Source organism: Moraxella tarda (assembly GCF_035181405.1).
Classification (GTDB): domain Bacteria; phylum Pseudomonadota; class Gammaproteobacteria; order Pseudomonadales; family Moraxellaceae; genus Moraxella.
Genome location: NZ_JAYGGV010000005.1, coordinates 63,179 through 85,643, shown reverse-complemented (window position 1 = coordinate 85,643; position 22,465 = coordinate 63,179). Strand labels below are relative to the sequence as shown.

Here is a 22,465-nt window from a genome sequence, read left to right as displayed (position 1 = left end):
ACTTATTGTTATCATAGCAAATTTAAAGCAAATATACAATAAAAACTAGCAAAAAATCTGACACATAAGTATTCAAACATTTTTTTAAATGCTGATTGCTTTTTTGGCTTTGTGTATTTACTGGTATGGCGTATGGCTTTTGATGTTGTATAGCATGAATGATGGGTGATATTTGTAATTTTATGTAAATGACCTCACATCTGATCGGTGAGGTGAATCCTGATGATCGTAGTCTGGCTTGACTTGATTGAAACGATTGGACGCGGATCTTAAAGTCACCGCCGCCATTAGCAAATTACTTTGTGGTAAGCTTGCCAACTGAGCACTTAGGTGATGGCATTGTGATGCTGTAATATGACATTATGGATTGATGAGGGCCAAATCAATGGTCTGGCAGATTTTACTATGGCTTTATACACTGTTTGGCTGTATACTGCACAGAATAAGATCAAAATAAAGAGACAAATGGCTATAAGAGGGCTAAAAGATGATTCAGGCATGGCATTGGCTGGTTTTTGGGGTGGCGTTAGTCACGCTTGAGATGTTTTTACCATCATTTTTTCTGATTTGGTTTGGTGTGGCGGCACTGATCGTGGCATTGGTATTTTGGCTAATACCGATGGGTTGGAGTATCGCTGTTATCATTTGGCTTTTGTTGTCGATTGTGCTGTGCGTACTTTGGTTTAGGTTCATTCAGCCAAAGATTCAAACCCGCACTAAGGCTGGCTTGGGCGGTGCTGGCATCATTGGTGAGATGGGCATGATTGTTGAACATACTGATAGTAAGGGTGGTAAAATTCGCTTTAATGTACCATTGCTTGGGGCAAGTGAATGGGTGTGCCGTACCCATGATGATGTGCCCATCTTAGTAGGAGAGCGTGCGATGATAAAGCGTGTTGTGGGTAATGAGTTATTTGTTGAAAGGGTGGTCTAAATGCCATGAAAAGCCTCAAAAATTAGGAAAATGGACCTAATTTTTGAGGCTTTTTTAATCGCCCCAATTTTGGTAGCTCATTGTGTTTTTAATTTTTTATTGTTGGCTCATTTTTTGTTTATGCAAATTGCATGATATTTAAAGGCTGTTGGTTTGTGGTTTTTACAAATTATGCCTTTAAACCAAGCACATCTTGCATGTCATACAAACCTGCAGACTGACCGCTCGCCCAGCTGGCAGCACGCACCGCACCCATGGCAAAGGTCATACGACTCATGGCTTTGTGGGTAATTTCGATGATCTCACCATTCATGATGAATTCAACCGTATGCTCGCCGACGATTTCGCCACCACGAATGGCGTGCATGCCGATCTCACCTGGCGTGCGTTTTAATGTGCCTTGACGACCATGAACTAGGGCGGTTTTTAGGCTTTGACCACGAGCGTCAGCAACTGACTTTGCCATCATCAATGCCGTACCAGATGGTGCATCTAATTTGTGTTTGTGGTGATGTTCGATGATTTCAACATCAGTATCTAGTCCTAGCACTTTGGCGGTGGTGGCCAACAGATTGAGCGATAAATTGACGCCTGTTGAATAGTTGCCAGCATAGACAATAGGAATGCTTTGGCTGGCTTTTTTTAATTTAATTTCTTGCTCATCAGACAAACCTGTTACCCCCATAACCATCGGAACACCTGCTGACACACAAGCATCAATGGTTGCATCAACTGCATTGGGTAGGCTAAAATCAATCAATGCATTCAATCCTTCTAAGTGCTCAACTTGTGTGAAAGTGGACAATGGTACACCCACTTTGGGCATGCCGATGAATTCACCTGCATCAGCACCAATCAAACTTGAAAAATTTGGCACAAAGCCTGCCTTTAAGTTGGCGTTTGGGTTGTCTAGTACTGCTTGTAGTAGCATTCGCCCCATGCGACCTGATGCACCCATGATGCCGATGTTGATGTTGCTCATGATGATGTCCTTTAAAGTTGGTGAGTGGTGCATTGGATTATACCCAAAACAGCCTTAAATGAAAATACAAAATAAAAACACGGTAATTTTTTACCGTGTTTTTGACAATGCCAAATGATTAATCAAAAATGTCTTTTACCTCGTCTTTGATTTTATCAAAAAAACCCTTCTTTTTGCCTGCTGCATTTTCTTTGCCAAGTGTGGATTGGAATTGACGAAGCAGTTCTTTTTGTTCATGTGATAAGTTGGTTGGTGTTTCAACAATGATTCGGCAAATCAAATCACCTTGCATACCACCACGCACAGTCGTGACGCCTTTTCCGCGTATGCGTAGCAGTTTGCCAGATTGTGTGCCCTCAACGACTTTAATTTTTAAACGGCCGTCCAAGGTCGGGACCTCAACCTCATCTCCTAAGGCAGCGGTGGCAATGTCTATGGGAACATCTATGTGCAAGTCTGCACCATGACGGGTAAAAATTTCGTGTGATTTGACATGAATTTCAACATACAAATCGCCATTTGGCATACCAGCATCGCCTGCCTCTCCTTTGCCTGCTAGGCGTACACGGTCACCATCATCAACACCTGCTGGGATAGAAACTTCCAGAGTTTGTGATTTTTTTTGCTTGCCCTCGCCATGACAGTCTGGGCAGGCATTTTTGATGGTCTTGCCTGTGCCGTGGCAGTCTGGACAGGTCTGTTGCATGACAAAAAAGCCTTGTTGCATACGCACTTGACCGTGCCCCCCACAGCTGTGGCAGGTGGTGATGTCTGCGTCTGATTTTGCCCCATTGCCACGACAAGTGCCACAACTGACAGATGAACTGAACTGTATTTCTTTTTTGCAGCCTTTAACTGCCTCTTCTAGGCTTAGACTGAGACGATAAAGTAGGTCATTGCCCTTACTGGCACGCGTACGAGATGAACGACCACCGCCAAAGAAATCGCCAAAGCCACCTCCGCCTCCACCGAACGCCTGTCCAAAAATATCACCAAAAATATCACCAAAATCGCCATTAAAACCACCAGCACCACCAAAACCGCCATTATTCATGCCTTGCTCAAAGGCGGCGTGTCCCATGCGGTCGTAGCTGGCGCGTTTTTGTGCATCTGACAGCACCTCATACGCCATTGTTGCCTCTTTGAATTTCTCTTCGGCGGTTGGATCATCTGGGTTTTTGTCTGGGTGGTATTTCATCGCTAGGCGACGATAGGCTTTTTTGATTTCTTTTTCATCAGCCGACTTATCTACGCCCAAAATGGTATAAAAATCTCTGCTCATGTTAATTCCGTAGTGCCAAAATAGTTTTGCTTTTTATGGTGATTTTGCCTCATTTATCAAGGTAGGCATGTGTAAAATTTTACATATTTTCCTTAAAAATTGAGATAAAAATTCATAAAAACGCTCTGTCGGTCATGATAAAATCTCGCACAAGTCTTCGCTTAAAGGCTTGATAAAGGTTGGTGGTATTTATTTAGGTTGCTTATTTTATTTAATATTTAAAAATTCTAAGAATTCATCTGTGGTAAAGTCGCCCTGAAATAAATCGCCATGTTCATTAAAAATGGCAGGCGTAGCAATGACTGCCAATGAATGTGCCATGATTTGATTGTGTTTGATGGGGTTTTTATCATTTTGGCAGGCGTTGCTTATGCCATGAATGCCTTTCATGGCAGCAGATAACAAAGCGGCACGCTTGGTGTTGTTGGTTTCGCACCAAATCTGACGCATGGGAGTATGTGATTCATCATAAACAGGGTAGCCAATGGCTTTGACGGTGATGCCTTTTGTGTTAAATTCATGGATTTTATGATGAAACATTCTGCAATATGGGCAGTTGATGTCGGTGGCAATGTACACAACCGCTCTTTGCTGGCCTTTGGCAGGATAGATGGTGAGCGTGTCTTCATCAAGCTTTGAGAATACATGGCGGTTTTTGGCGGTCTCAAAGTCATTGTCTAGCCCTGCAAACCGTCCCTCTTTGATGACAGAAATCTCTCCGTTGATGAAATACTGCCCATCAGCACTCACTAAAAACGGTGTGCCACTTGCCGATACGCCCCATAGCACATCTTTGATATTGGTGTGATAAAAAGCAGCATCGTCGTCAATATTTTTAAGAGCCGTCATATTGGAAAGCAAAGCAGTTTTGTGGGCATTGCTGATGGGCGTGCCTGCCGCTGCTGTGCTGATTTGTTTGCTTATATCAAGTATTTTGCTTGGGTTTGGCTCAATATTGCCTTGAATGATGTACTGCAAATCATCTGTGATAAGTAGTGGTTCTTGGCCATTGCCCAAAGTAAGCAGGGTGAGCGAGCTGATGGGGCTTGCCACGATGCTTTGAATGGGGACGGTGAGTCCTGCGTTTGTCAATGTGGTGCGAATCACATGATTATCTGTGGTGTTATTATCTGCAGCAATTGCTGTACCAGTAGTGAGAGCCAAACCTAAAATAAGGGGCTTGATGATTTTTTTCATGGTTGTAATTTTCCTTTTTTTAAATTTTTTTTTAAACAAAGGGGTTGGCTTGGTGGATGAAAGCCATCTTTTTGCTCAGCATTTTTAAGGTAATTTGTTAAGGTAATTTGTTAAAACTGCTCAATTTCATCTGCTGTCAAAAAGCGACATTCGCCCATTTCTAAGCCATCAAGAGTAATCGTGCCAATGCTGCTACGGTGCAATTTTATGACTTTATTGCCAAAATACGCCATCATGCGTTTGACTTGGTGGTATTTACCTTCGGTCAAAATCAGTGTGGCGTGTGTTTCATCTATGAAAGACAGCTTGGCGGGGTGGGTTTTTTCGGTTTCACCTTCTAACAAAATACCGTTTGCGACTTGCTTGATGGCGTGCGTTTGTTCATCTGCATTCATGGGGTCGGCAAGAGTCAGCTCATAGCATTTGGGTTGGTGGCGTTTTGGGCTGGTTACACGGTGCAACCATGCACCATCATCAGAAAGTAATAACGCCCCTGTGGTATCAACATCAAGTCGCCCTGCCATGCGTAAGCTTGATACTTCGGGAACGGCAATAAGATCGGTAACGATGGGGTGCTCTTTGGCTTTAAGTGTGCATTCAAAGCCATCTGGCTTATACAGTAAAATGTAGCGATTGCCTTCTGCAACACTCAGTGTTTCGCCCGCCCACATGACATCATCATCGCTATTAATGTGGTGACTGCCATCTTTGATGATTTCGCCATTGACGGTGATTTCGCCACGGTGAAGGATTTTTTTGCATTCGCTGCGGGATAATTCGGTGGCCTTGCTGATGAATTTGTCTAATCGCATGATTTTTTTGCTTAAAATAAGTTACAATACCGCCTAGTTTATCACATTTATTCAATAAAACCAAAACATGACCTACCATACGCCATCTATCCCTTGCCAAGCTGTTTATGAAATTAAAAAATCACAATTTCTTGCTTTTGCTTATCCAATTGACAGTAAAGATCAAGCAATGTTTCATGTGGAACAACTAAAATCTGCATATCCTGATGCACGGCATCATTGCACCGCCTACATCATTGGCGATCCAAACAACACCACCTCGGCAGGCTTTGATGATGATGGTGAGCCAAATGGCACGGCAGGTAGACCCATTCTCAATGTTTTGCAACACAAGAGCATTGGTAATGTGCTTGTCGTGGTGGTGCGTTACTTTGGTGGCATTAAACTTGGTGCAGGCGGATTGACACGAGCCTATGCCACCGCTACTCAGATGGTGGTAGATAATATGGTGTTGATGCCATTTATTGCCAAATCAAAGGTCAAAGTCGTGACAGATTTTGCCCATGAAGCACAAATTCGCTATTTGGTGGGGCAGGTTGCTGGTAAGATTATTGGCGTAGATTATGGACAGGCGGTCATCATCAGCGTACAGATGGAGAGTGAGCAGTTGGCAGATTTTAAGATGAGTTTGGGGATTTATGGAGAGGTTGTAGACGGTTAGTCAATCTGGTTGATGGCGGTATCGGTATGTGTATCTCAGCTTGATGGTCAGTGTGATTGTAAAATAACCGTATTACAGTATTATAATCATCAGATACAAAAAACATAAAAACTGATAAAGCAAGATGTGATACAATATTGGACTATTTTTTTATCAGTAATACTTATTATCATGTCATATCATTTTAAAAAAACTTTGCTTGCCAGTGCTCTTAGCCTTGCTATTTTAGATGCCCATTCTGGTGTTGTTACCGACAGTATCAATTATCAATACTTTCGTGATTTTGCTGAAAATAAAGGAAAGTTTGTGCTGGGGGAGAGTAATATTGAAGTGATTGATAACCAAGGTCATTCACGCGGATTCATGCTTGCTGATGGCACGCCTGTGCCTGATTGGTCAATCATTTCGGTTAATAACGGTGTTGCTCATCTTATTGATCCGCAGTATATTGCCAGTGTCAAACATAATAAATACTATAAATCTGTAGCCTTTGGCTCTCCTAAGCAAGACGGACACCCAGAAAGTAATTTCAACTATTTTATTGTGGATAGAAATGAGAAGCCACCAAGTGGTCAAAATGGCAGGGAAATTAATATTGATGATTATCACATCCCTCGCTTGCATAAATTAGTTACCGAAACAGCCCCGATACCTGTTTTAAAGGTAGATGATTGGAAGGTTTTGCAAGACCGCAGACGCTTTCCTTATATCATGCGAAATGGCATGGGTGTACAAAAGGTTCGCCCCATTGCAGGCGGTGAGGATAAGGAAGTAGCAGGGTTTTATCAGTATTTGATCGGTGGTAATATCATGAATGGCATTGCCTTGCTTGGAAGTGGTGAATTGTATATTGGCGCTGTTGATGGTCGTACCGCTGTTAATAGTAGTGCTTATGGTCCTATGCCCACGATAACACTGGGTGGTGATAGCGGTTCTCCTATCATTGCCTATGATGCTGACCAACAACAATGGACCGCCATTGCTGTTCACCGCGCGGGCAATAAGGTTAATGGCAACTGGACGGTTTTGCATCATAATGACTTTATTGAAAAAACAATGAACGAAGATAAAGTTCATGTTGTCAATAAAGTTCGTGATTCTCGTATTCATTGGTTGGTGAATGAAAATGCCTCCACGATAACCAGTACAGGCGATAAAGATTTACGCCAAGTGGTCAATGTGTATGATAAAGCACAAGCCAACCCCACCCAAACGCACTTTCGTAAAGATTTAAATCACGGTAAAAGCGTGTATTTTTCAGGGGAGAGAGCCACTTTGCGTCTTGGTAGTGATATTCACCAAGGGGCGGGGGCGTTGTACTTTGATGCTGATATGACAGTCATAGGTCCTAGCCGTGATGATGCCACTTGGGTTGGGGCTGGGATATCTGTTGCTGATGGCAAGAAAGTAGAATGGCGATTGCATAATCCAGCAGGTGACCGCTTATCAAAAATCGGTAAAGGTACGCTGAGCGTGTCTGGCAGAGGAAAAAACCTAGGTGATGTTAGCGTGGGAGATGGTAAGCTGATTTTAGCACAGCAAGCTGACCGTGCTGGTGAAAGACAGGCCTTTAATCAAGTTCATATCACCAGTGGTCGACCCACTGTTGTGCTTGGTGATGAACATCAAGTTAGCCCTGATAATATCGTGTTTGGCCATCGCGGTGGTCGATTGGATTTAAATGGCAATGATTTAACTTTTAATCGTTTACGCACCGTAGATGAGGGTGCTAAAATCGTCAATCACAATCCTGACAGACCCGCCAACTTGACTTTGACTGTACAAGATAATCTAGATACTGGCAATAACCGACAGATTTTTCAGGGCAATCTGGGCGAAATTAAGCCTACTGTTGATACACCCAATCATGCTTTGAATGTTCGTGTTAATGCATCATCTGCCGATAAAGTGATGATTTTGTCTGGCGATATCAATCTTGATGGTAAGTTGAGCGTAGAAAATGGCACAGTGATACTCTCAGGCAGTCCTGTTCCACACGCTTATGACCATCTGGGCAAAAAAGATGTGGTCCTAGAGGATGAATGGCTCAACCATAATTTTACCGCAAAATCTTTTGAGGTAAGGGATAACGGCGTCTTATCCACCAGTCGTAATGTGCCACAGATGACAGGTGATGTGTCGGCATTTGGTGATGCCACTGTAAACTTGGGTGCTGTCAATGGCAAGACAGATAATTGCTATCGCTCTGATTATACAGGACAAATTTATTGTAGCAGTGCGGCCATTGCTGAGAAAAATTTGGTCAAGCTCAATCTTTCTGGCGATGTTCATGCTCAAGACCATGCCCATATTAATGTGAATAATGCCACGATTTTAGGTAACTTAAATGCCCAAAATCATGCCAAAATCACCCTAAATAGTGATGTTTTGGCGAAAAATGTGCAATTAAATGATGAAAGCCAATTGCATTTAAAAAATCCAAATCCGCTCACCCTTGCTGTATCAGGTGCTCGCAGAAGCCAAGTTGTGCTGCATGAAAACAGCCATTGGCAGCTGCCAGACAGTGGTAAGATTGGCCATTTGGACGGAAAGACTGGCAGTCAAATCACGCTCAACACAACGACAAACCCTAGCGAATTTAAAAATCTAACCCTCAATGGTGATTTGTCAGGCAGTATTCAATTCAATCACCAAACCAATTTGGCACAAGGTGAGGCCGACACTTTGACTGTGCATGGTTATGCCACAGGCAATCATACACTTACTGTGCAAAATACAGGGGCAGAAGCCAAGGTTGCTGAGCTTGACTTGGTGGCATTAAAACACGGCGGGCAAGAAAGCAAAGATGTTGAGTTTAAACTAAAAGATGACTTTGTGCATGCAGGAGCTTGGCGTTATACATTAAAAAATGACGAAACCAACCGCTATTATTTGTTTAATGAGCAAAAGTCAGAAGAGATTAGAGTCCGAAAAGATGCTGAAGCTAAAAAGGCGGCAGAAGATGCCCAAAAGGCTAAACAGGCCCTAGCTGATGCCATCAAAGCACGAGAAGATGCCCAAAAGGCTTTGGAGCAGGCACTGGCAAATGGTGGTGCAAGTGCCAAAGATTTGGAAGTGGCTCAGCAGCAGGCACAAGATGCCAGAAAACTGGCCGAGCAGGCACAAGCAAGCAAGGCTAATGCTGAAAGACAATTGGCTGAGATTCGCCAGCAATTAGCCGATGCACAAACCGCCCAAACCCAAGCAGATGATTTAAGAGTGCAGGCTCAGCAATCACTGCAAGAGGCCTTGGCTGCTAAAAATGCTCTACAAGATCAACTCAATGCGGTCAATGGTGCCAAAACTCAAGCTGAAAATGAAAAACTACAAGCTCAAGCCGCCTTACGGCAGGCCATCAATGATAAGGCTCAAGCTGATATTGATAAAACTCAAGCCATACAGTCATTGCAGCAGGCATTGACCGCCCAAGTTGAGGCTGAACGCCAAAAAGTCAAAGCTCAAGAAGACTTGCAAGAACTTCAAGCTCAAAAAACCAACTTGGAACAACAACTTGCCAACATTCAAGGCACGAAAAACACAAACGATGAAGAGCTGACAGCGTTGCGACATCAGTTGGCATCGTTCAATCAACAGCTTAGCGAAAAAGAAAAAGCTCTGACTGAGGCTCAAGCTGCCCAACTGATGGCAAAACAAGCCCAAGATCATGCTGAACATTTACAAAATCAAGCACAGAAGCGATTTGAGCAGGCTAACCAAGTGTTGGTTTTGGCCAATCAACAAAAAGATGAAGCGTTAAACAAAGCCATTCAGGCTGAGCAAGCCAAAAATCAAATAGAGCAACAGCTGAATCAAACTCAAGCTCAATTAACCCAAGCTAATGCCGATAAAAAAGATGCGGAACACAAATGGCATGATGCAAAGTTGGCACTAAAAAATGCTCAAGATATTCAGCAGGATTTAAGTCAGGCAAAGCAAGATGCTCAAAATGCCCAGCGTGTGGCAGAGCAAGCTTTAAAATTGGCCGAAGAAGAAGCTAAAAAGCAGGCAAGTCTTGCCAAAAAAGCCCAAGAAGCTTTGAGTCAATCACAAATCAATTTGGCAAAATTGCAATCTGATCTGACCCAATCGCAAAAAGAGCTGAACCAAACTCAGTTGGTGCTAAGCCAAGCTCAGAGCGATAAGTCGGCTTTACAAAACCAATTAGATGCTGCCAACGCAGAGAATATGAAGGCTCAAAGCGAGTTGGCTCAGGCTATTTTGGCTAAAAAGACAGCACAAGAGGCTTTGCAACTGGCACAGAAAAATGATTCGGCTGATGTGGCAAAATTAACCCAAGATTTGACCAATGCCAATGCTCAGGTAGCACAAAAAACGGACGAATTGCAAAATGTCGTTGATGCTCAAACTGCCTTGAAAAATAATCTGGCAAATAAAGAAAGAGAATTGGGCAATTTGACCCAAATGCTAACAAAAGCCAATCAAGCCAAAGAAAAAGCCCAAAACCAATTGGTTGCCAAACAACAAGAACTGGCAAGCATTCAGGCCAAACTGATCCAGTCTCAAGCAGACAAACAGACCGCTGATTTGGCCAGACAAAAAGCAGAGAAGGATAAGCAACAAGTCCAAGAAAACTTAGTAAAATCTCAATCGGATTTTATCAGATTAAAATCTGACAAAACTAAGTTGGAAGAGGATTTGGCGAGCGCAGTTTCGTCTAAAAATCAAGCAGAGAAAGCTTTGAAGGTTGCTCAGGATGGTTTGGTTGAAGCACAAGCTGAGAAAAAAGCTCTCGAAGGTGCTTTGAAATTGGCACAATCACAGGGTCTGGCTGATGTTACTAAATTGCAAAGTAATTTGTTGCAGGTTCAGGCTCAAGTGACGAAGCAAGAGCAGGCACTAACAAAAGCCAATCAAGCCAAAGAAAAAGCCCAAAACCAATTGGTTGCCAAACAACAAGAACTGGCAAGCATTCAGGCCAAACTGATCCAGTCTCAAGCAGACAAACAGACCGCTGATTTGGCCAGACAAAAAGCAGAGAAGGATAAGCAACAAGCGCAAGAGCAAGTTAAGCAGGTGACTCAGCTATTTGCTCAAAATACCAAACTGGCCCAACAACAAGCCGAAGACGCTAAAAAAGTGGCACAGCTGGCAAAGGAGCAAGCAAAAAATGCTCTTGCCGATGTTAAATCTTTAAGTGCCAAATTACAAGCCAGCACTGCTGCAAATGAACAAACCATTGCTCAGCTTAAAGTGCATTTGGCACAGGCACAGCAAAAGCTTGATTCACAAAATCAAGTACTGGTCGATGCTCAACAAAGTTTAATGGCGATGAATCAGCAGTTGGCAAACATTGAGCTTCAAAATGAGCAGTTACAAAAGCAATTAAGCCAAGAACAACAACTGCGTGAACAAGCTCAGATGGCAAGAAATGAAGCCATAGAAATACAAAAGCAAGCAGAGATTGCCAAAGCTGATGTCATTGTCGCTCTTAATCAATCGCAACAAAAACAAGCGGAGGCTCAACAAAGATTGGCCGATGTTGAACGGTTGGCTGATGAAAAATCTAAGTTAATAGTGGCTTTGGAGCAAGAAAGAGATCGGTTGATTCAAAAGTTGGCACAAACTTTGGTGGATTTAAAAGCCCAAAAAGCTAGTCTGATTCAGTCGCAAAGTCAAACTCGATTGGTGCTAACCCAAGCAGAAGAGTCTAAGAAACAATCTGAAGCTCAGCAGGCCGAAAAAGTTTCTTTAGCCAAAGATTCGGCCGCCCAAAAAGCTCGGCAAGATGCTCAGGCTGCTCAAAATGTTAAGCAGTCTGATGTCATCAGTCAATATGCAAATACCGCTTTGTCTGAATTGTCAGCAGGGGCATACCACTTAGTGCATATCAATCAGCGCATCAATGAGCGCGTGCAACATCTAGATAGCAAGCATTCAGGTGTTTGGATTCAGGCGGACACCCAAAAGACTCACCATTTTTCTGACCAGTATCGTGGCTATGAACAAAAAAGTCAGCTGACCCAAATTGGTTTGGATCATGCTTTGCCATTGAGCATGGGCGACTTGATACTGGGGGCATCTTTGAGTCATTTGCATTATGTTGCTGATTATGCCGATGACTTTAAAGGTAAGGGTCAACTTGTTACGGGTACGGCATACGGTAAATGGCAACATCATGATGGTTTGGCATTGATGGGAGATGTGTCAATAGGTCAAGCCAAATCCGAAACAAAGCATCATCAAACCCAAATGCCTGATATCAACAAAAATATGTCAAGTGTCGGTTTGGGAGTTGCCAAAACTTTTAATAATGACTTGCTTGATGTGAAAGTACACACAGGTGTGCATTACCATCAATTGGGTAGCGCAAATTATCAAATCAGAGTTAATGATGGTACCGAGGTAAGCGTTAAGCAAGACAAAATTGGCATGATGAGTTATCAGGCAGGTGTCAATATTGGCAAGGCCATTCAGATGACACATGGGCTGAATATTCGTCCAAGTGTTGGTGTCAGCTACCGCCATACCAATTCTGATGCCAAAATTCATATCAACAACCAAGCATTGACACAAAAATTTGCCAATGAGGTGGTGGGGCAAGTCGGAGTTGTGCTTGGTAAAGAGAATGTTGAGATAAAATTACAGGCAGATTATGCCAAGAACAATGAATCTGGCACAAGAGTCAATGCCTTAGCGGGCGTTAATTTTAAATTCTAAATTGATGCCTACCAAGCAGGCTTGCCAGTCTTTTAAAAAGATGATGATTGTACAATTTGGCCATTAAGCTGCTAAAGTACGATGGTAGGCTGATTAAACTTAGAATTTAGATCAGCAGTTTGTCAATTATCTTATCGGACCTTGTATCAAAAGTGATTGAAAGTGGTGCAAGGTCTTGGTTTTGTTGTGCCATGTGCGGCTAAGATGAATATTGATAAGCGATAAATGTTGAGTGCTAATCAGTGCTTATTGTTGATTTTTATATGTGACAATAAAACCACAAAGTGAACTTTGTGGTTTTATCGTGTTTTGCCATTCCTAAATTTCCATGTCGTCATCATGACATTCAGCATTCGTCCATGTCGGCATATCCATTCACCCAATCCTTGCTGATGGTCATATTGTGCCAATTTTCTTGGCATAAAACAATACACTAATATCGCCAATGCGTGTAAGAAAATACTTACATGAAAAATGAGATTTATATATTCAAAAATGGAATAAAAAACCAAAACCATTTATTCTATGATGATGATAAAATACCCCAAATAATGCTTTAAGGCTTTAATTACTTGTGCTTAAAGCCCATAACTTCTGGCAAAATGATCAAAAAGGAATGTATTATGACAAAACATACGCTAAAATTTGCAGTCTCAGCTTTGTCTATTGGTGTGTTGCTTGCTGTGTCGGGCTGTGAAAACAAATCCGAATCGGCCCAGTCAGACGCTAAAACAAGCGAAACTGCCAGTAAGCAAGACAAGACAACGCTAACCATTAACAACGGTGCAGAAATCAGCTCACTTGACCCCCACAAGACAGGTGGTGTACCAGAATCGTCAGTTGCACGCCAGCAGTTTGTGGGATTGACCAGTACAGATGTAGATGGCAAATTAATCGCAGGCATTGCAGAAAGTTGGGAAAGTGCGGACAACATCACTTGGGTATTTAAACTTCGTGATGCCAATTGGTCAAATGGCGATGCCATTACAGCACATGATTTTGTATTTAGTTTTCAGCGTATGGTTGACCCTAAGACCGCCGCTAATTTTGCCAATTTTATTGCAGACGCCAAAGTGCTAAATGCTAGCGACATTATTGAGGGTAAATTGCCACCAGAACAGGTCGGTGTAAAGGCACTTGATGATAAGACTTTGCAAATCACCTTATCTGAACCCGTACCATATTTTCCACAGATGGCTGCCTACACTGCCATGCGTCCTGTGCCTAAGAAAGTGGTCGAGACACTTGGTGATGCATGGGCAAAACCTGAAAATATTGTGGTAAACGGTGCGTATATTTTAAAAGACTGGAAAGTTGGCGAAAAAATGGTCTTTGTCAAAAACCCACATTACTATGACGCTGCCAATGTCGCCATTGAGCATTTGGTGTTGTTGCCGATTGATAGTGGCCCAACGGATTATTCACGATATCAAGCGGGTGAGATTGACATTACTTTTACCGATATCCCAAGTGATGTGTTGGCATCGGCTAATAAAGATGAGGTTAAGACCTCACCATCATTTTGTTCATATTATTATGAAATGAATGTCAAAAAACCGCCATTTGACGATTTGCGTGTTCGCCGTGCAATGACGCTGGCACTTGATCGTGAAACCATCACTGAAAAAGTTGCTGCTCGTGGTGAGATGCCGTCTTATCAGATGACGCCAACAGTCGTATCTAACAACCCAAATTATACCCCAGATTGGCACAAACTTGACAAAACTGCACGCATTGCTGAGGCTAAGCGGTTGCTCAATGAGGCAGGTTACAATGAGTCTAATCCGCTTAAATTTGACTTACTTTATAATACCAGCGAAAATCATAAAAAAGTTGCTGTTGCTGCCCAATCACTATGGCATGATGCACTTGGCTTTGTCAAGATTAATCTGGTTAATCAAGAGTGGAAGGCATATCTGGCAAGTCGCCGTAACCACGAACATCAAATGGCGCGTGCAGCTTGGTGTGGCGACTATGATGACCCAGCAGCCTTTTTGAATGTCATGCGTACTGAGGGCTCAGGCAACTATGGCAATTACTCCAATGCAGATTATGACGCATTATTAAAAACATCTTTGACTAAGACCAGTGATACTGAACGCGCCAAGGTGTATCATGACTTAGAGGCGATTTTGGATAAAGATGTGCCAAATGTATGGGTGTATTACCAAGTTAATGCAAGGGCGGTTAAGCCTTATGTTCAGGGCTATTCTACTAAGGATGCACTGGGTAATTGGCAAGCTAAGTACTGGTCAATTAAATAAAAATCTTAAAAGCCAAAAAAAGGGGTGAAAGCCCCTTCTGCTGGCGCGAAAAATACACATTCAATAAACATAAAAAGCTCCCAGTAGTACAGGAGCTTTTTGTAATCACGCAAATCGTAATAATCTAATAAAAAACAATAAGGCCACAACCGTTATGATTGTGGCCTTATTGTTTTGGGAGATTTACATGATTTTTTCCGTATTCGTCCTTGCTTTACTTCCATTTACCACAGCATTCGTCCATGTCGGCATATCCATCTGCCATCTCCTTGCTGCTTGGGAATATTATGCCAAATTTAAAACAACAAGAAAATACGCCAATATCGTCAATTTTTGTCAGCTTTTTCTTACAAAGTGCAAGATTGATAGGTGGTGCTGAAAGCCGACCAAAACAGCTTGTTTGTTTTTATGATCAATACATTCTTGTCATCAATATGGTATTTGTTTGCAGTGGTTTTTGGGGCTTTAAGATGGTCAAGGTTGGTGGTTTGGCCTTTAAAAAAAGTTTTGCAATTGATTGATTAAAGCGAGTGTCTTAAATTTTTAATGAATGATGCTGTGTTAATGACTTTTTTATAAAAAATAAAGCCAGTTGGCAGGTGTTAAGTCGTCTGTTGTAAGCATTGTGGCTCTTGTTGGTGGTTGTGCTAAATTTTATCAGCTGGGAAAATGTTTGGTTAAGACTGATCAAAATCATTTATAATGGACGATTTGATCAAGGGGCTTTGTAATGGGTGGAGTATTTGTTCCTCCGATGATTGATGGCGTGTCTCCTAGTGTGGTTTATTTAGAAAAATTTATGGACAATACCAAGAGGCCCGCTGACATTTATCATTTTCTTTGTCAAAAATTTCCTCATATCTTGCCTGATGAATGGCAGAGGCGTTTTGATGATGGTTTGGTCATTTGGGACGATGGCAGGCGGGTTGATGCCAACTCTCCTTATTGTCATGGACGCCATATTTATTATTATCGGTTCTTAGAAAATGAAACCATTGTACCGTTTGAACACGAGATAATCTTTGAAAATCGGGAATTTATGGTTGTGGATAAACCTCATTTTCTTACAGTTACCCCAAGTGGCAACTATGTTAGACAAACGCTCTTAACTCGCCTAAAGTGCAAAACGAATATTTCCACACTCTCCCCCATTCATCGTCTTGATAGAGAGACGGCAGGGTTAATACTCATCAGCAAAAATTCTGAGACCAGAGGCATTTATCAGTCATTATTTAAAAAACAAACCATCAAAAAAGTTTATCATGCCATTGCACCTGTTCATTTTGGTTTGGCTTTTCCGCTTGATGTGAATTTGTGCATGGAGCGTGGCGAGCCTTTTTACACAATGGCGGTGGTAGATGGTGTACCTAATTCTCATACACGCATTCATCGGTTGCAAGTGCATGATGGCTGGGCGAAGTATGAACTTTATCCTACCACAGGTAAGTTGCACCAATTAAGAGTGCATTTGAATCATCTGGGCATTCCGATTAAAAACGACCCTTATTACCCAAGCATTTGCCATAAAGAACAGGGCGATTTTGCCTCACCGCTACAACTGCTTGCTTATTCACTCAGTTTTGTTGACCCCATCACAAAACAACAAATGAGTTTTAGGTCAAATCGCACGCTTGACTTAGTGTCGGATAAATTGACAAAAGATTGATGAAATGCTATTTTTGTAAAAAAAATTGTTCGTTGTAGTTTGTGATGATGGGAGTGAAACGATGGGTGTATTTGTAACTTGTGATTTGTTAGATGCCAACGAGGACAAAAAAATCCAAGTGGTTTTACCAAGCATAGATGGTAAATTTTTTCGCAGTTTTGGTGGTCGTAAATCATTTGGTGGACAAATTGTTACTGTCAAATGTTTTGAAGATAATTCACGAGTTAAGGAATTGTTGGCAACCGATGGCATTGGTAAAGTGCTGGTTGTTGATGGCGGTGCTTCTATGCGATGTGCATTATTGGGTGATATGATTGCCGAAAGTGCTGTCAAACATGGCTGGTCAGGTGTGATTATTTATGGTTGTGTGCGTGATGTTGATGCACTTGCTGAGCTTGATTTGGGTGTGCAGGCATTGGGCTCAACCCCGCAAAAGTCCATTCGTAAAGGTGTGGGTGAGATAGGACTTGATTTGTACCTTGGTGGCGTTACTATTTGTGATGGTGCGTATGTCTATGCGGATAACAATGGCATTTTGCTGTCAGACATTGCCTTAGTGTGATTGGTCTTTGTGTTATTGATCTTTCTTTAAACCTAATAATAAAATATGCCCATAAAAGCTGATTGACCAAAGCGGTTTGGTCTGTTGAATAAAATAATATTAACCAAAAAACCAATCTTAAATTAAAGATTGGTTTTTTATTTTGGTTTTAATGAGGGTTGGGATTTATTTTCATAAGCTACTTGTATCTTTAAAATTATAATTTATAATAATAACTGATACATATATTACTAGGGATTATAACCGTGAGTACTACGCTACGCCAACTGCGTGCTTTTGTGCTTGTCGCTGAACAAAACAGCTTTACTAGGGCGGCTGAGATTTTGTGCCTGACTCAATCTGCTTTGAGTGGGCTGATTAAAGAGCTTGAACAAAATCTTGATGTTAAGCTGTTTGATCGTACTACTCGCAAGTTACACTTGTCCGATGCAGGAACACGACTACTGCCACAAGCAAGACGAGTGCTGAACGAGATGTCGGTACTCAACGAAAAAGTCGCAAACCTCAAATCGTTGCACCAAGGTCATGTGCGTTTGGCGGTGTCTCAGCAATTATCGGCATCAACTATGCCAAAATTCATTGCTAAATTTTGTGAATTGCATCCACATATCCAAGTAACCCTAACTGACTGTTCGGTGGATGATGTTGTAGATTCTATTGAAAATTTAGAAGCTGATTTGGGCATTGCACCTGAGAGAACTTATTCAGATGATTTGCAAACAGATACGTTGTTTAGCTCACCGTTTTATTTGGTACTACCTAAGACCCATTTTTTTGCTAATGAAGAGGTAATTCGCTGGACGGATTTATTGAATGAACGCTTAATCACCCTAAATGGACCGTTTATTAAGTCTTTGCAAAACGAGCTACCAGCACCAATTTCGAGCCGTATTTTTAATCCTGATTTTGAGATAAACTTTCTATCAACAGCACTTGGCATGACGAGAATGGGTTTGGGTGTAACGATTTGCCTACTCTATGCAGCAGAATGGGTGGAGCTGTATGGTTTGGTCATGCGTCCGATTGCAGAGCCTGTGGTTGAGAGGAAATTTCTGCTCTATACGCATAAAAATCGTTCGTTATCACCTGCCGCACTTGCTTTTAAGGATTTTTTGATTGAAAACGCACATGAATTTTTGGTGAGCAGTCCAAAAGAATAGTTGCTGTATTTTGCCACTTTTGTTTAGAAATGATCTGCACAAGAGGTGGGATTTGGTTTATACTGTATTGGTTATCATTTTCGCCGTTAGGCTTTAATTAAAGGAAAAGTTGTCATGTTTAATCATGTTGAACGCTACGCAGGCGATCCAATCTTGGGTCTGATGGATAAGTTTGCAAACGATCCACGAAGCGATATCAAGGTAAATTTGGGTGTCGGTGTTTACTATACTGAAGATGGCAAACTGCCCGTGCTTGAATGTGTAAAAACCGCTGAAGCACAAATTGCCAATCCGCCACGACCAAGAGGTTATTTGCCAATGGACGGCTTGGCTGGATACAAAAAAGCGTGCCAAGAGCTATTATTTGGTAAAGACAGTCAGGCAGTTGCTGAGGGTCGTGTGGCAACCATCGCTACTTTGGGTGGTTCGGGAGCATTAAAAGTGGGGGCGGACTTCATTCATCAGTGGTTTCCAAAAGCCAAATGTTATGTATCAAAGCCAACTTGGGGCAATCACATCAGTATCTTTGCAGGTGCTGGCATGGAGGTGGGTGAGTATCCATATTATGATGCTGCTACGATTGGCGTAAAATTTGATGAAATGTGTGAGTTTTTTAAAAGTCTAAACCAAAACGATGTCGTATTGTTGCACCCATGTTGCCACAATCCAACTGGTGTAGATTTGGATCGTGAGCAATGGGATATTGTACTTGATATCATTAAAGATAAAAAACTTATCGCATTCATGGACATTGCCTATCAAGGCTTTGGTGATGACATGGACAGTGATGCATACGCCATTCGCCGTGCTGTAGAGCTGGACTTGCCAGTATTTGTATCAAATTCATTTTCAAAAAACTTATCGCTATATGGCGAGCGTGTTGGGGGTTTGTCAGTAGTTGCACCATCGGCAGATGAAGCTGAGCGTGTGCTTGGACAGCTAAAATTTACCGTGCGTCGCATCTATTCTAACCCACCATCACACGGTGGTGCGGTTGTTGATATTGTGATGAATGATGATGAATTGTTTAATCAATGGGTGGGCGAGGTGTATGAAATGCGAGATCGTATTCGCACGATGCGTCAAAAGTTACAAGACGCATTGAGTGCCAAATTGCCTGAGCGTGATTTTAGCTATTTCACCAAACAGCGTGGCATGTTTAGTTTTACTGGCTTAAATGCTGAGCAGGTGGTGCGTCTGCGTGATGAGTTTGCGGTATATATGGTAGAAAATGGTCGTATGTGCCTTGCAGGGCTAAACAGCAAAAATGTTGAATATGTTGCTTATGCGATGGCAGAAGTATTAAGATAATTTTAACTGCTGTTTTTAGTGTAAATACCCTGAAGTTGGTTGTCCAACTTTGGGGTATTTTTTTTATTGTTTAAACTGGTAATCAGATTCTGCCGTGGACAGCAATACTGTTTGAAAGCAATTTAATTATTGATAATAATTCTTATTGCTTTTTCATTTAAGATTAATTATAATAAATCCGACCATAAGCGTAAGAAATCATTAATATTTCACCATCTTTTGTTACAAAAAAATAATCAAATTGCAAGGTTGTTGTTTGTGCAATCTGACTGATTAATTCATCTGCTTGGAGACGTTATGTCTGATTTATCCAATACTAAAAAACTCACCCCTTTACCACTGGTTCTGGCTGTCAGCACTGTGTTATTAACCGCTTGTAATGGCGGTGGATTTAGTAATCCACGCTATATTGAGGTCGGCGTGAATCCAACCGCCACTCCTCAGCCACCAACAAAAGACGATGCTCAGCCTGTGCCACCTAACCAAAATAGCGATACTTTAATTAAGCCTTTATTTGGTTCTGCATTAAGCGCGGTTATGCCCATTCCAAAACGCAAACGGGCTGTAGATTACAAAGATGTCAGTTATTTTGGTGAACATGAGCAGCTAAGCGAAGATGCCCTTGAAAAAAATAGCCAAAAGACTCTTGCGGACTTGACCAAAGAGCTTAAACAAAATTATGACCAAAAAAACAAAGAGCGTTATAAAAGTAATTTTTCAGAGGAAATGTCGCCTTATAAAAAGCCTCATGACGACTACAAATATGTCAAAACAGGCTGGATATTTTCTTACCTGTATGCTGACGAATCATTAGAAAAAACGGATGAAAAGGGCAAAAAATACCTCATAGAAGATGGTGATGGTTATGTATATTATTATGCCGAACAACCTACCATCGGACGCACCATGGGCAATGTACAATACACAGGTTCGTGGGATTTTGTCACCGATGCAAAACGCGACAGACGCCAAAACAATGAACGACCAGAGCAAGGACATTTGGGTGGTGGCGTAACTTTTGGTATGGATAACTACTGGGGTGATTATATGGGGGCGACTTCATTTGCTGAGACCTCTTTTGGACAGACCTCACCACGAAACGGCAATCATCAAGCGACTTTTCAAGCCAACTTTGATGACAAAACTTTAAAAGGGACTTTAAGCAATAGCAAGCAACAAACCAGAAAAGGCGAGATAGAAACCAAAAAACGCTATGAAATTGATGCCACAATTCAAGGCAACCGTTTTTCTGGCAGTGCCAGAGCAGTAGATAGAGACACTACTTTACAATTTTTCCAAAAAGATGCGACCAATCGTCTGGAAGGTGGATTTTTTGGGCCTAATGCTGAAGAGTTGGGTGGGCGATTCTTGACAGACGATAATTCGGTATTTGGGGTATTTTCAGGTAAACAAACCGAAAATCAGGTGAAGAAGTTGGAAGTCCGATATGATGGGTTGTATGTGGATACCACTCAGGACAGTCAAATTAACCCTGCACAAAAAGCAACCATGCATTCGATTGCCAACTTTGGTAATGTCAATCAACTACAGATAGGCTCTCAGTTTATTGAGCTTTTGCCTAATGACCATCGTCAAAAAATAGTACAACTTGCTTCAGGTCAAAAAGCCGTTGTTACAAGCTTTGGTACAACAGACGGTTTGTTGCGTTTGGGTTCGTTTAACAGAGCTGTTGTGCCTAATTCAAGTGGTAATGGCCAACCAAAACCGCCTGCCAATCCTGGCTATTCAGAAAGTGAGCTTCAACAGGCAAAAAATAAGTTGCAAGAGGCTAGGGAGGAAATCCTTGGCGATGTTGAAAATGAATTGAATGAGTATTTAGACAGTCCGACATTAGTATTAAAAGCAAAAATTACCAAAAAGATTCTGTCTGCGTTTACAGATGTCAAGCCAGCCGAGGCGAAATTGGCGAAGCTATTTGGTAAATTTGAGTACAGTAGTATTGAAGAAGCATTGGGCTTGATGAGGCAGGGTGATAAATTTGACCCAGATGTCTTAGCTAATTTGCAAAAGTATTTACCAAAACGCGAAGTAGAGCCACAATATAGCGAGCAGGTGATTGATAATGCTAAGGCTGATCTTAAACAAAAAATCAACACTGAAAAACGAGATTTGATTGATTTGATCAATGTTTATATTCTGTTATCAGAAGATGATGGAAAACAAGAAAGTAAACAAGAAATCATCACCAAGGTGCTAGAAGCATATACCAACAATAAACATCAGGCAATCAAACAAAAACTTGAGTCTTTGTTAGATAAACAGACTGAAGGCGAGGTTAATGAAAATCATGAAATTGTCAAATTGTTTGTTGGCGGTGATAAATTTGATTTGACGGTATTGGAAAATTTAAAAGAATTTTTACCAAAACCTGATGCAAATAGTGGCAATGGCCAATTGCAAGCACAGATTGCAATTGATGATTCTGTCAGAGGGTTTTATCTATTGGGTGATCGTACCCCAAGTGAACAGATTCCAAGCCGAGGCGAGGTAAGTTATTCAGGCACTTGGCATGGGCGAATTGGCGACCACTGGCAAACCAGAGCTGGCGAGGGTGCGTATGATAGCAAAGCTAATTTTAATGTTAATTTTGATGAAAGAAAATTGACAGGTCAGCTGATTAAAGAGAAAGACACGAACCCTGTTTTCCAAATTAACGCCAACATTGTAAAAAATGGTTTTGAAGGCACGCTAAATCTTGCCAGACGACTTGACTTAGACCCTGGTAGACAACAAAATAATCAAATTTTACAATCCATTGACAACAGCAAAGTGCAAGGTGGATTTTATGGCAAAGACGCCAAACATTTGGCGGGTATATTCTCTTTTGAGGGTAAATTAGAGAAGCAAACCGAAGAGAATAAATCTGACACTGTTGTGGGTGGTGGCGTGTTCTATGGCACAAGTGAACAGGTAAATAATAAAGAGAAAAAATAAG

The 22,465-nt window shown here is 41.7% G+C and carries 15 protein-coding genes; 10 read left to right on the top strand and 5 right to left on the bottom strand.

Annotation, left to right across the window (positions count from 1 at the left end; translation table 11 throughout):
• The first annotated feature begins 487 nt into the window (after positions 1–487).
• Positions 488–934, top strand: coding sequence for an NfeD family protein (locus U9670_RS07365; protein WP_323842241.1), 447 nt, complete (start codon positions 488–490; stop codon positions 932–934).
• A gap of 169 nt (positions 935–1,103) precedes the next feature.
• On the opposite strand, the gene dapB is transcribed toward U9670_RS07365, so the two are convergent.
• From dapB to U9670_RS07345, 4 genes are all read right to left on the bottom strand, one after another.
• Positions 1,104–1,916: a 4-hydroxy-tetrahydrodipicolinate reductase gene (dapB, locus tag U9670_RS07360; RefSeq protein WP_323842242.1), complete on the bottom strand. Its 813-nt coding sequence runs from the start codon at positions 1,914–1,916 to the stop codon at positions 1,104–1,106.
• A 118-nt stretch (positions 1,917–2,034) separates the two neighbouring features.
• Positions 2,035–3,198 (bottom strand): molecular chaperone DnaJ, encoded by a 1,164-nt coding sequence (dnaJ, locus tag U9670_RS07355; protein ID WP_323842243.1) that lies wholly within the window; start codon positions 3,196–3,198, stop codon positions 2,035–2,037.
• 207 nt (positions 3,199–3,405) lie between these two features.
• Positions 3,406–4,395, bottom strand: a complete 990-nt coding sequence (locus tag U9670_RS07350) for a DsbC family protein (RefSeq protein ID WP_323842244.1) — start codon at positions 4,393–4,395, stop codon at positions 3,406–3,408.
• A gap of 110 nt (positions 4,396–4,505) precedes the next feature.
• On the bottom strand, positions 4,506–5,207 hold the full coding sequence (locus U9670_RS07345; RefSeq protein ID WP_323842245.1) for a pseudouridine synthase: 702 nt from the start codon (positions 5,205–5,207) through the stop codon (positions 4,506–4,508).
• A gap of 67 nt (positions 5,208–5,274) precedes the next feature.
• Between U9670_RS07345 and U9670_RS07340 the strand changes: the two genes are divergently transcribed.
• Together U9670_RS07340 and U9670_RS07335 are read left to right on the top strand one after the other, a co-directional pair.
• Positions 5,275–5,868, top strand: a complete 594-nt coding sequence (locus U9670_RS07340) for an IMPACT family protein (RefSeq protein ID WP_323842246.1) — start codon at positions 5,275–5,277, stop codon at positions 5,866–5,868.
• Positions 5,869–6,039: 171 nt separating this feature from the next.
• Complete coding sequence (locus U9670_RS07335) at positions 6,040–12,546, top strand: S6 family peptidase (RefSeq protein ID WP_323842247.1); 6,507 nt, start codon at positions 6,040–6,042, stop codon at positions 12,544–12,546.
• A gap of 299 nt (positions 12,547–12,845) precedes the next feature.
• Here U9670_RS07335 and U9670_RS07330 read toward each other — a convergent pair whose 3' ends face one another.
• Positions 12,846–12,968 (bottom strand): hypothetical protein, encoded by a 123-nt coding sequence (locus tag U9670_RS07330; protein ID WP_323842248.1) that lies wholly within the window; start codon positions 12,966–12,968, stop codon positions 12,846–12,848.
• A 201-nt stretch (positions 12,969–13,169) separates the two neighbouring features.
• On the opposite strand from U9670_RS07330, the gene U9670_RS07325 reads away from it, so the two are divergent.
• The 7 genes from U9670_RS07325 (at position 13,170) to U9670_RS07295 (ending at position 22,464) form a co-directional block, all read left to right on the top strand.
• A complete protein-coding gene (locus U9670_RS07325) occupies positions 13,170–14,810 on the top strand; it encodes a peptide ABC transporter substrate-binding protein (protein WP_323842249.1) in 1,641 nt (546 codons plus the stop codon).
• Positions 14,811–15,052: 242 nt separating this feature from the next.
• On the top strand, positions 15,053–15,331 hold the full coding sequence (locus tag U9670_RS07320; protein ID WP_323842250.1) for a hypothetical protein: 279 nt from the start codon (positions 15,053–15,055) through the stop codon (positions 15,329–15,331).
• A gap of 209 nt (positions 15,332–15,540) precedes the next feature.
• Entirely contained in the window at positions 15,541–16,476 is a 936-nt protein-coding gene (locus U9670_RS07315) for a pseudouridine synthase (protein ID WP_323842251.1), read from the top strand.
• Between the two features lie 61 nt (positions 16,477–16,537).
• On the top strand, positions 16,538–17,038 hold the full coding sequence (gene rraA, locus U9670_RS07310; protein ID WP_323842252.1) for a ribonuclease E activity regulator RraA: 501 nt from the start codon (positions 16,538–16,540) through the stop codon (positions 17,036–17,038).
• Positions 17,039–17,283: 245 nt separating this feature from the next.
• A complete protein-coding gene (locus U9670_RS07305; protein ID WP_323842253.1) occupies positions 17,284–18,198 on the top strand; it encodes a LysR family transcriptional regulator in 915 nt (304 codons plus the stop codon).
• A gap of 114 nt (positions 18,199–18,312) precedes the next feature.
• A complete protein-coding gene (locus tag U9670_RS07300; RefSeq protein ID WP_323842254.1) occupies positions 18,313–19,509 on the top strand; it encodes an amino acid aminotransferase in 1,197 nt (398 codons plus the stop codon).
• Between the two features lie 297 nt (positions 19,510–19,806).
• Positions 19,807–22,464: a transferrin-binding protein-like solute binding protein gene (locus tag U9670_RS07295; protein WP_323842255.1), complete on the top strand. Its 2,658-nt coding sequence runs from the start codon at positions 19,807–19,809 to the stop codon at positions 22,462–22,464.
• The last annotated feature ends 1 nt before the right edge of the window (position 22,465 follow it).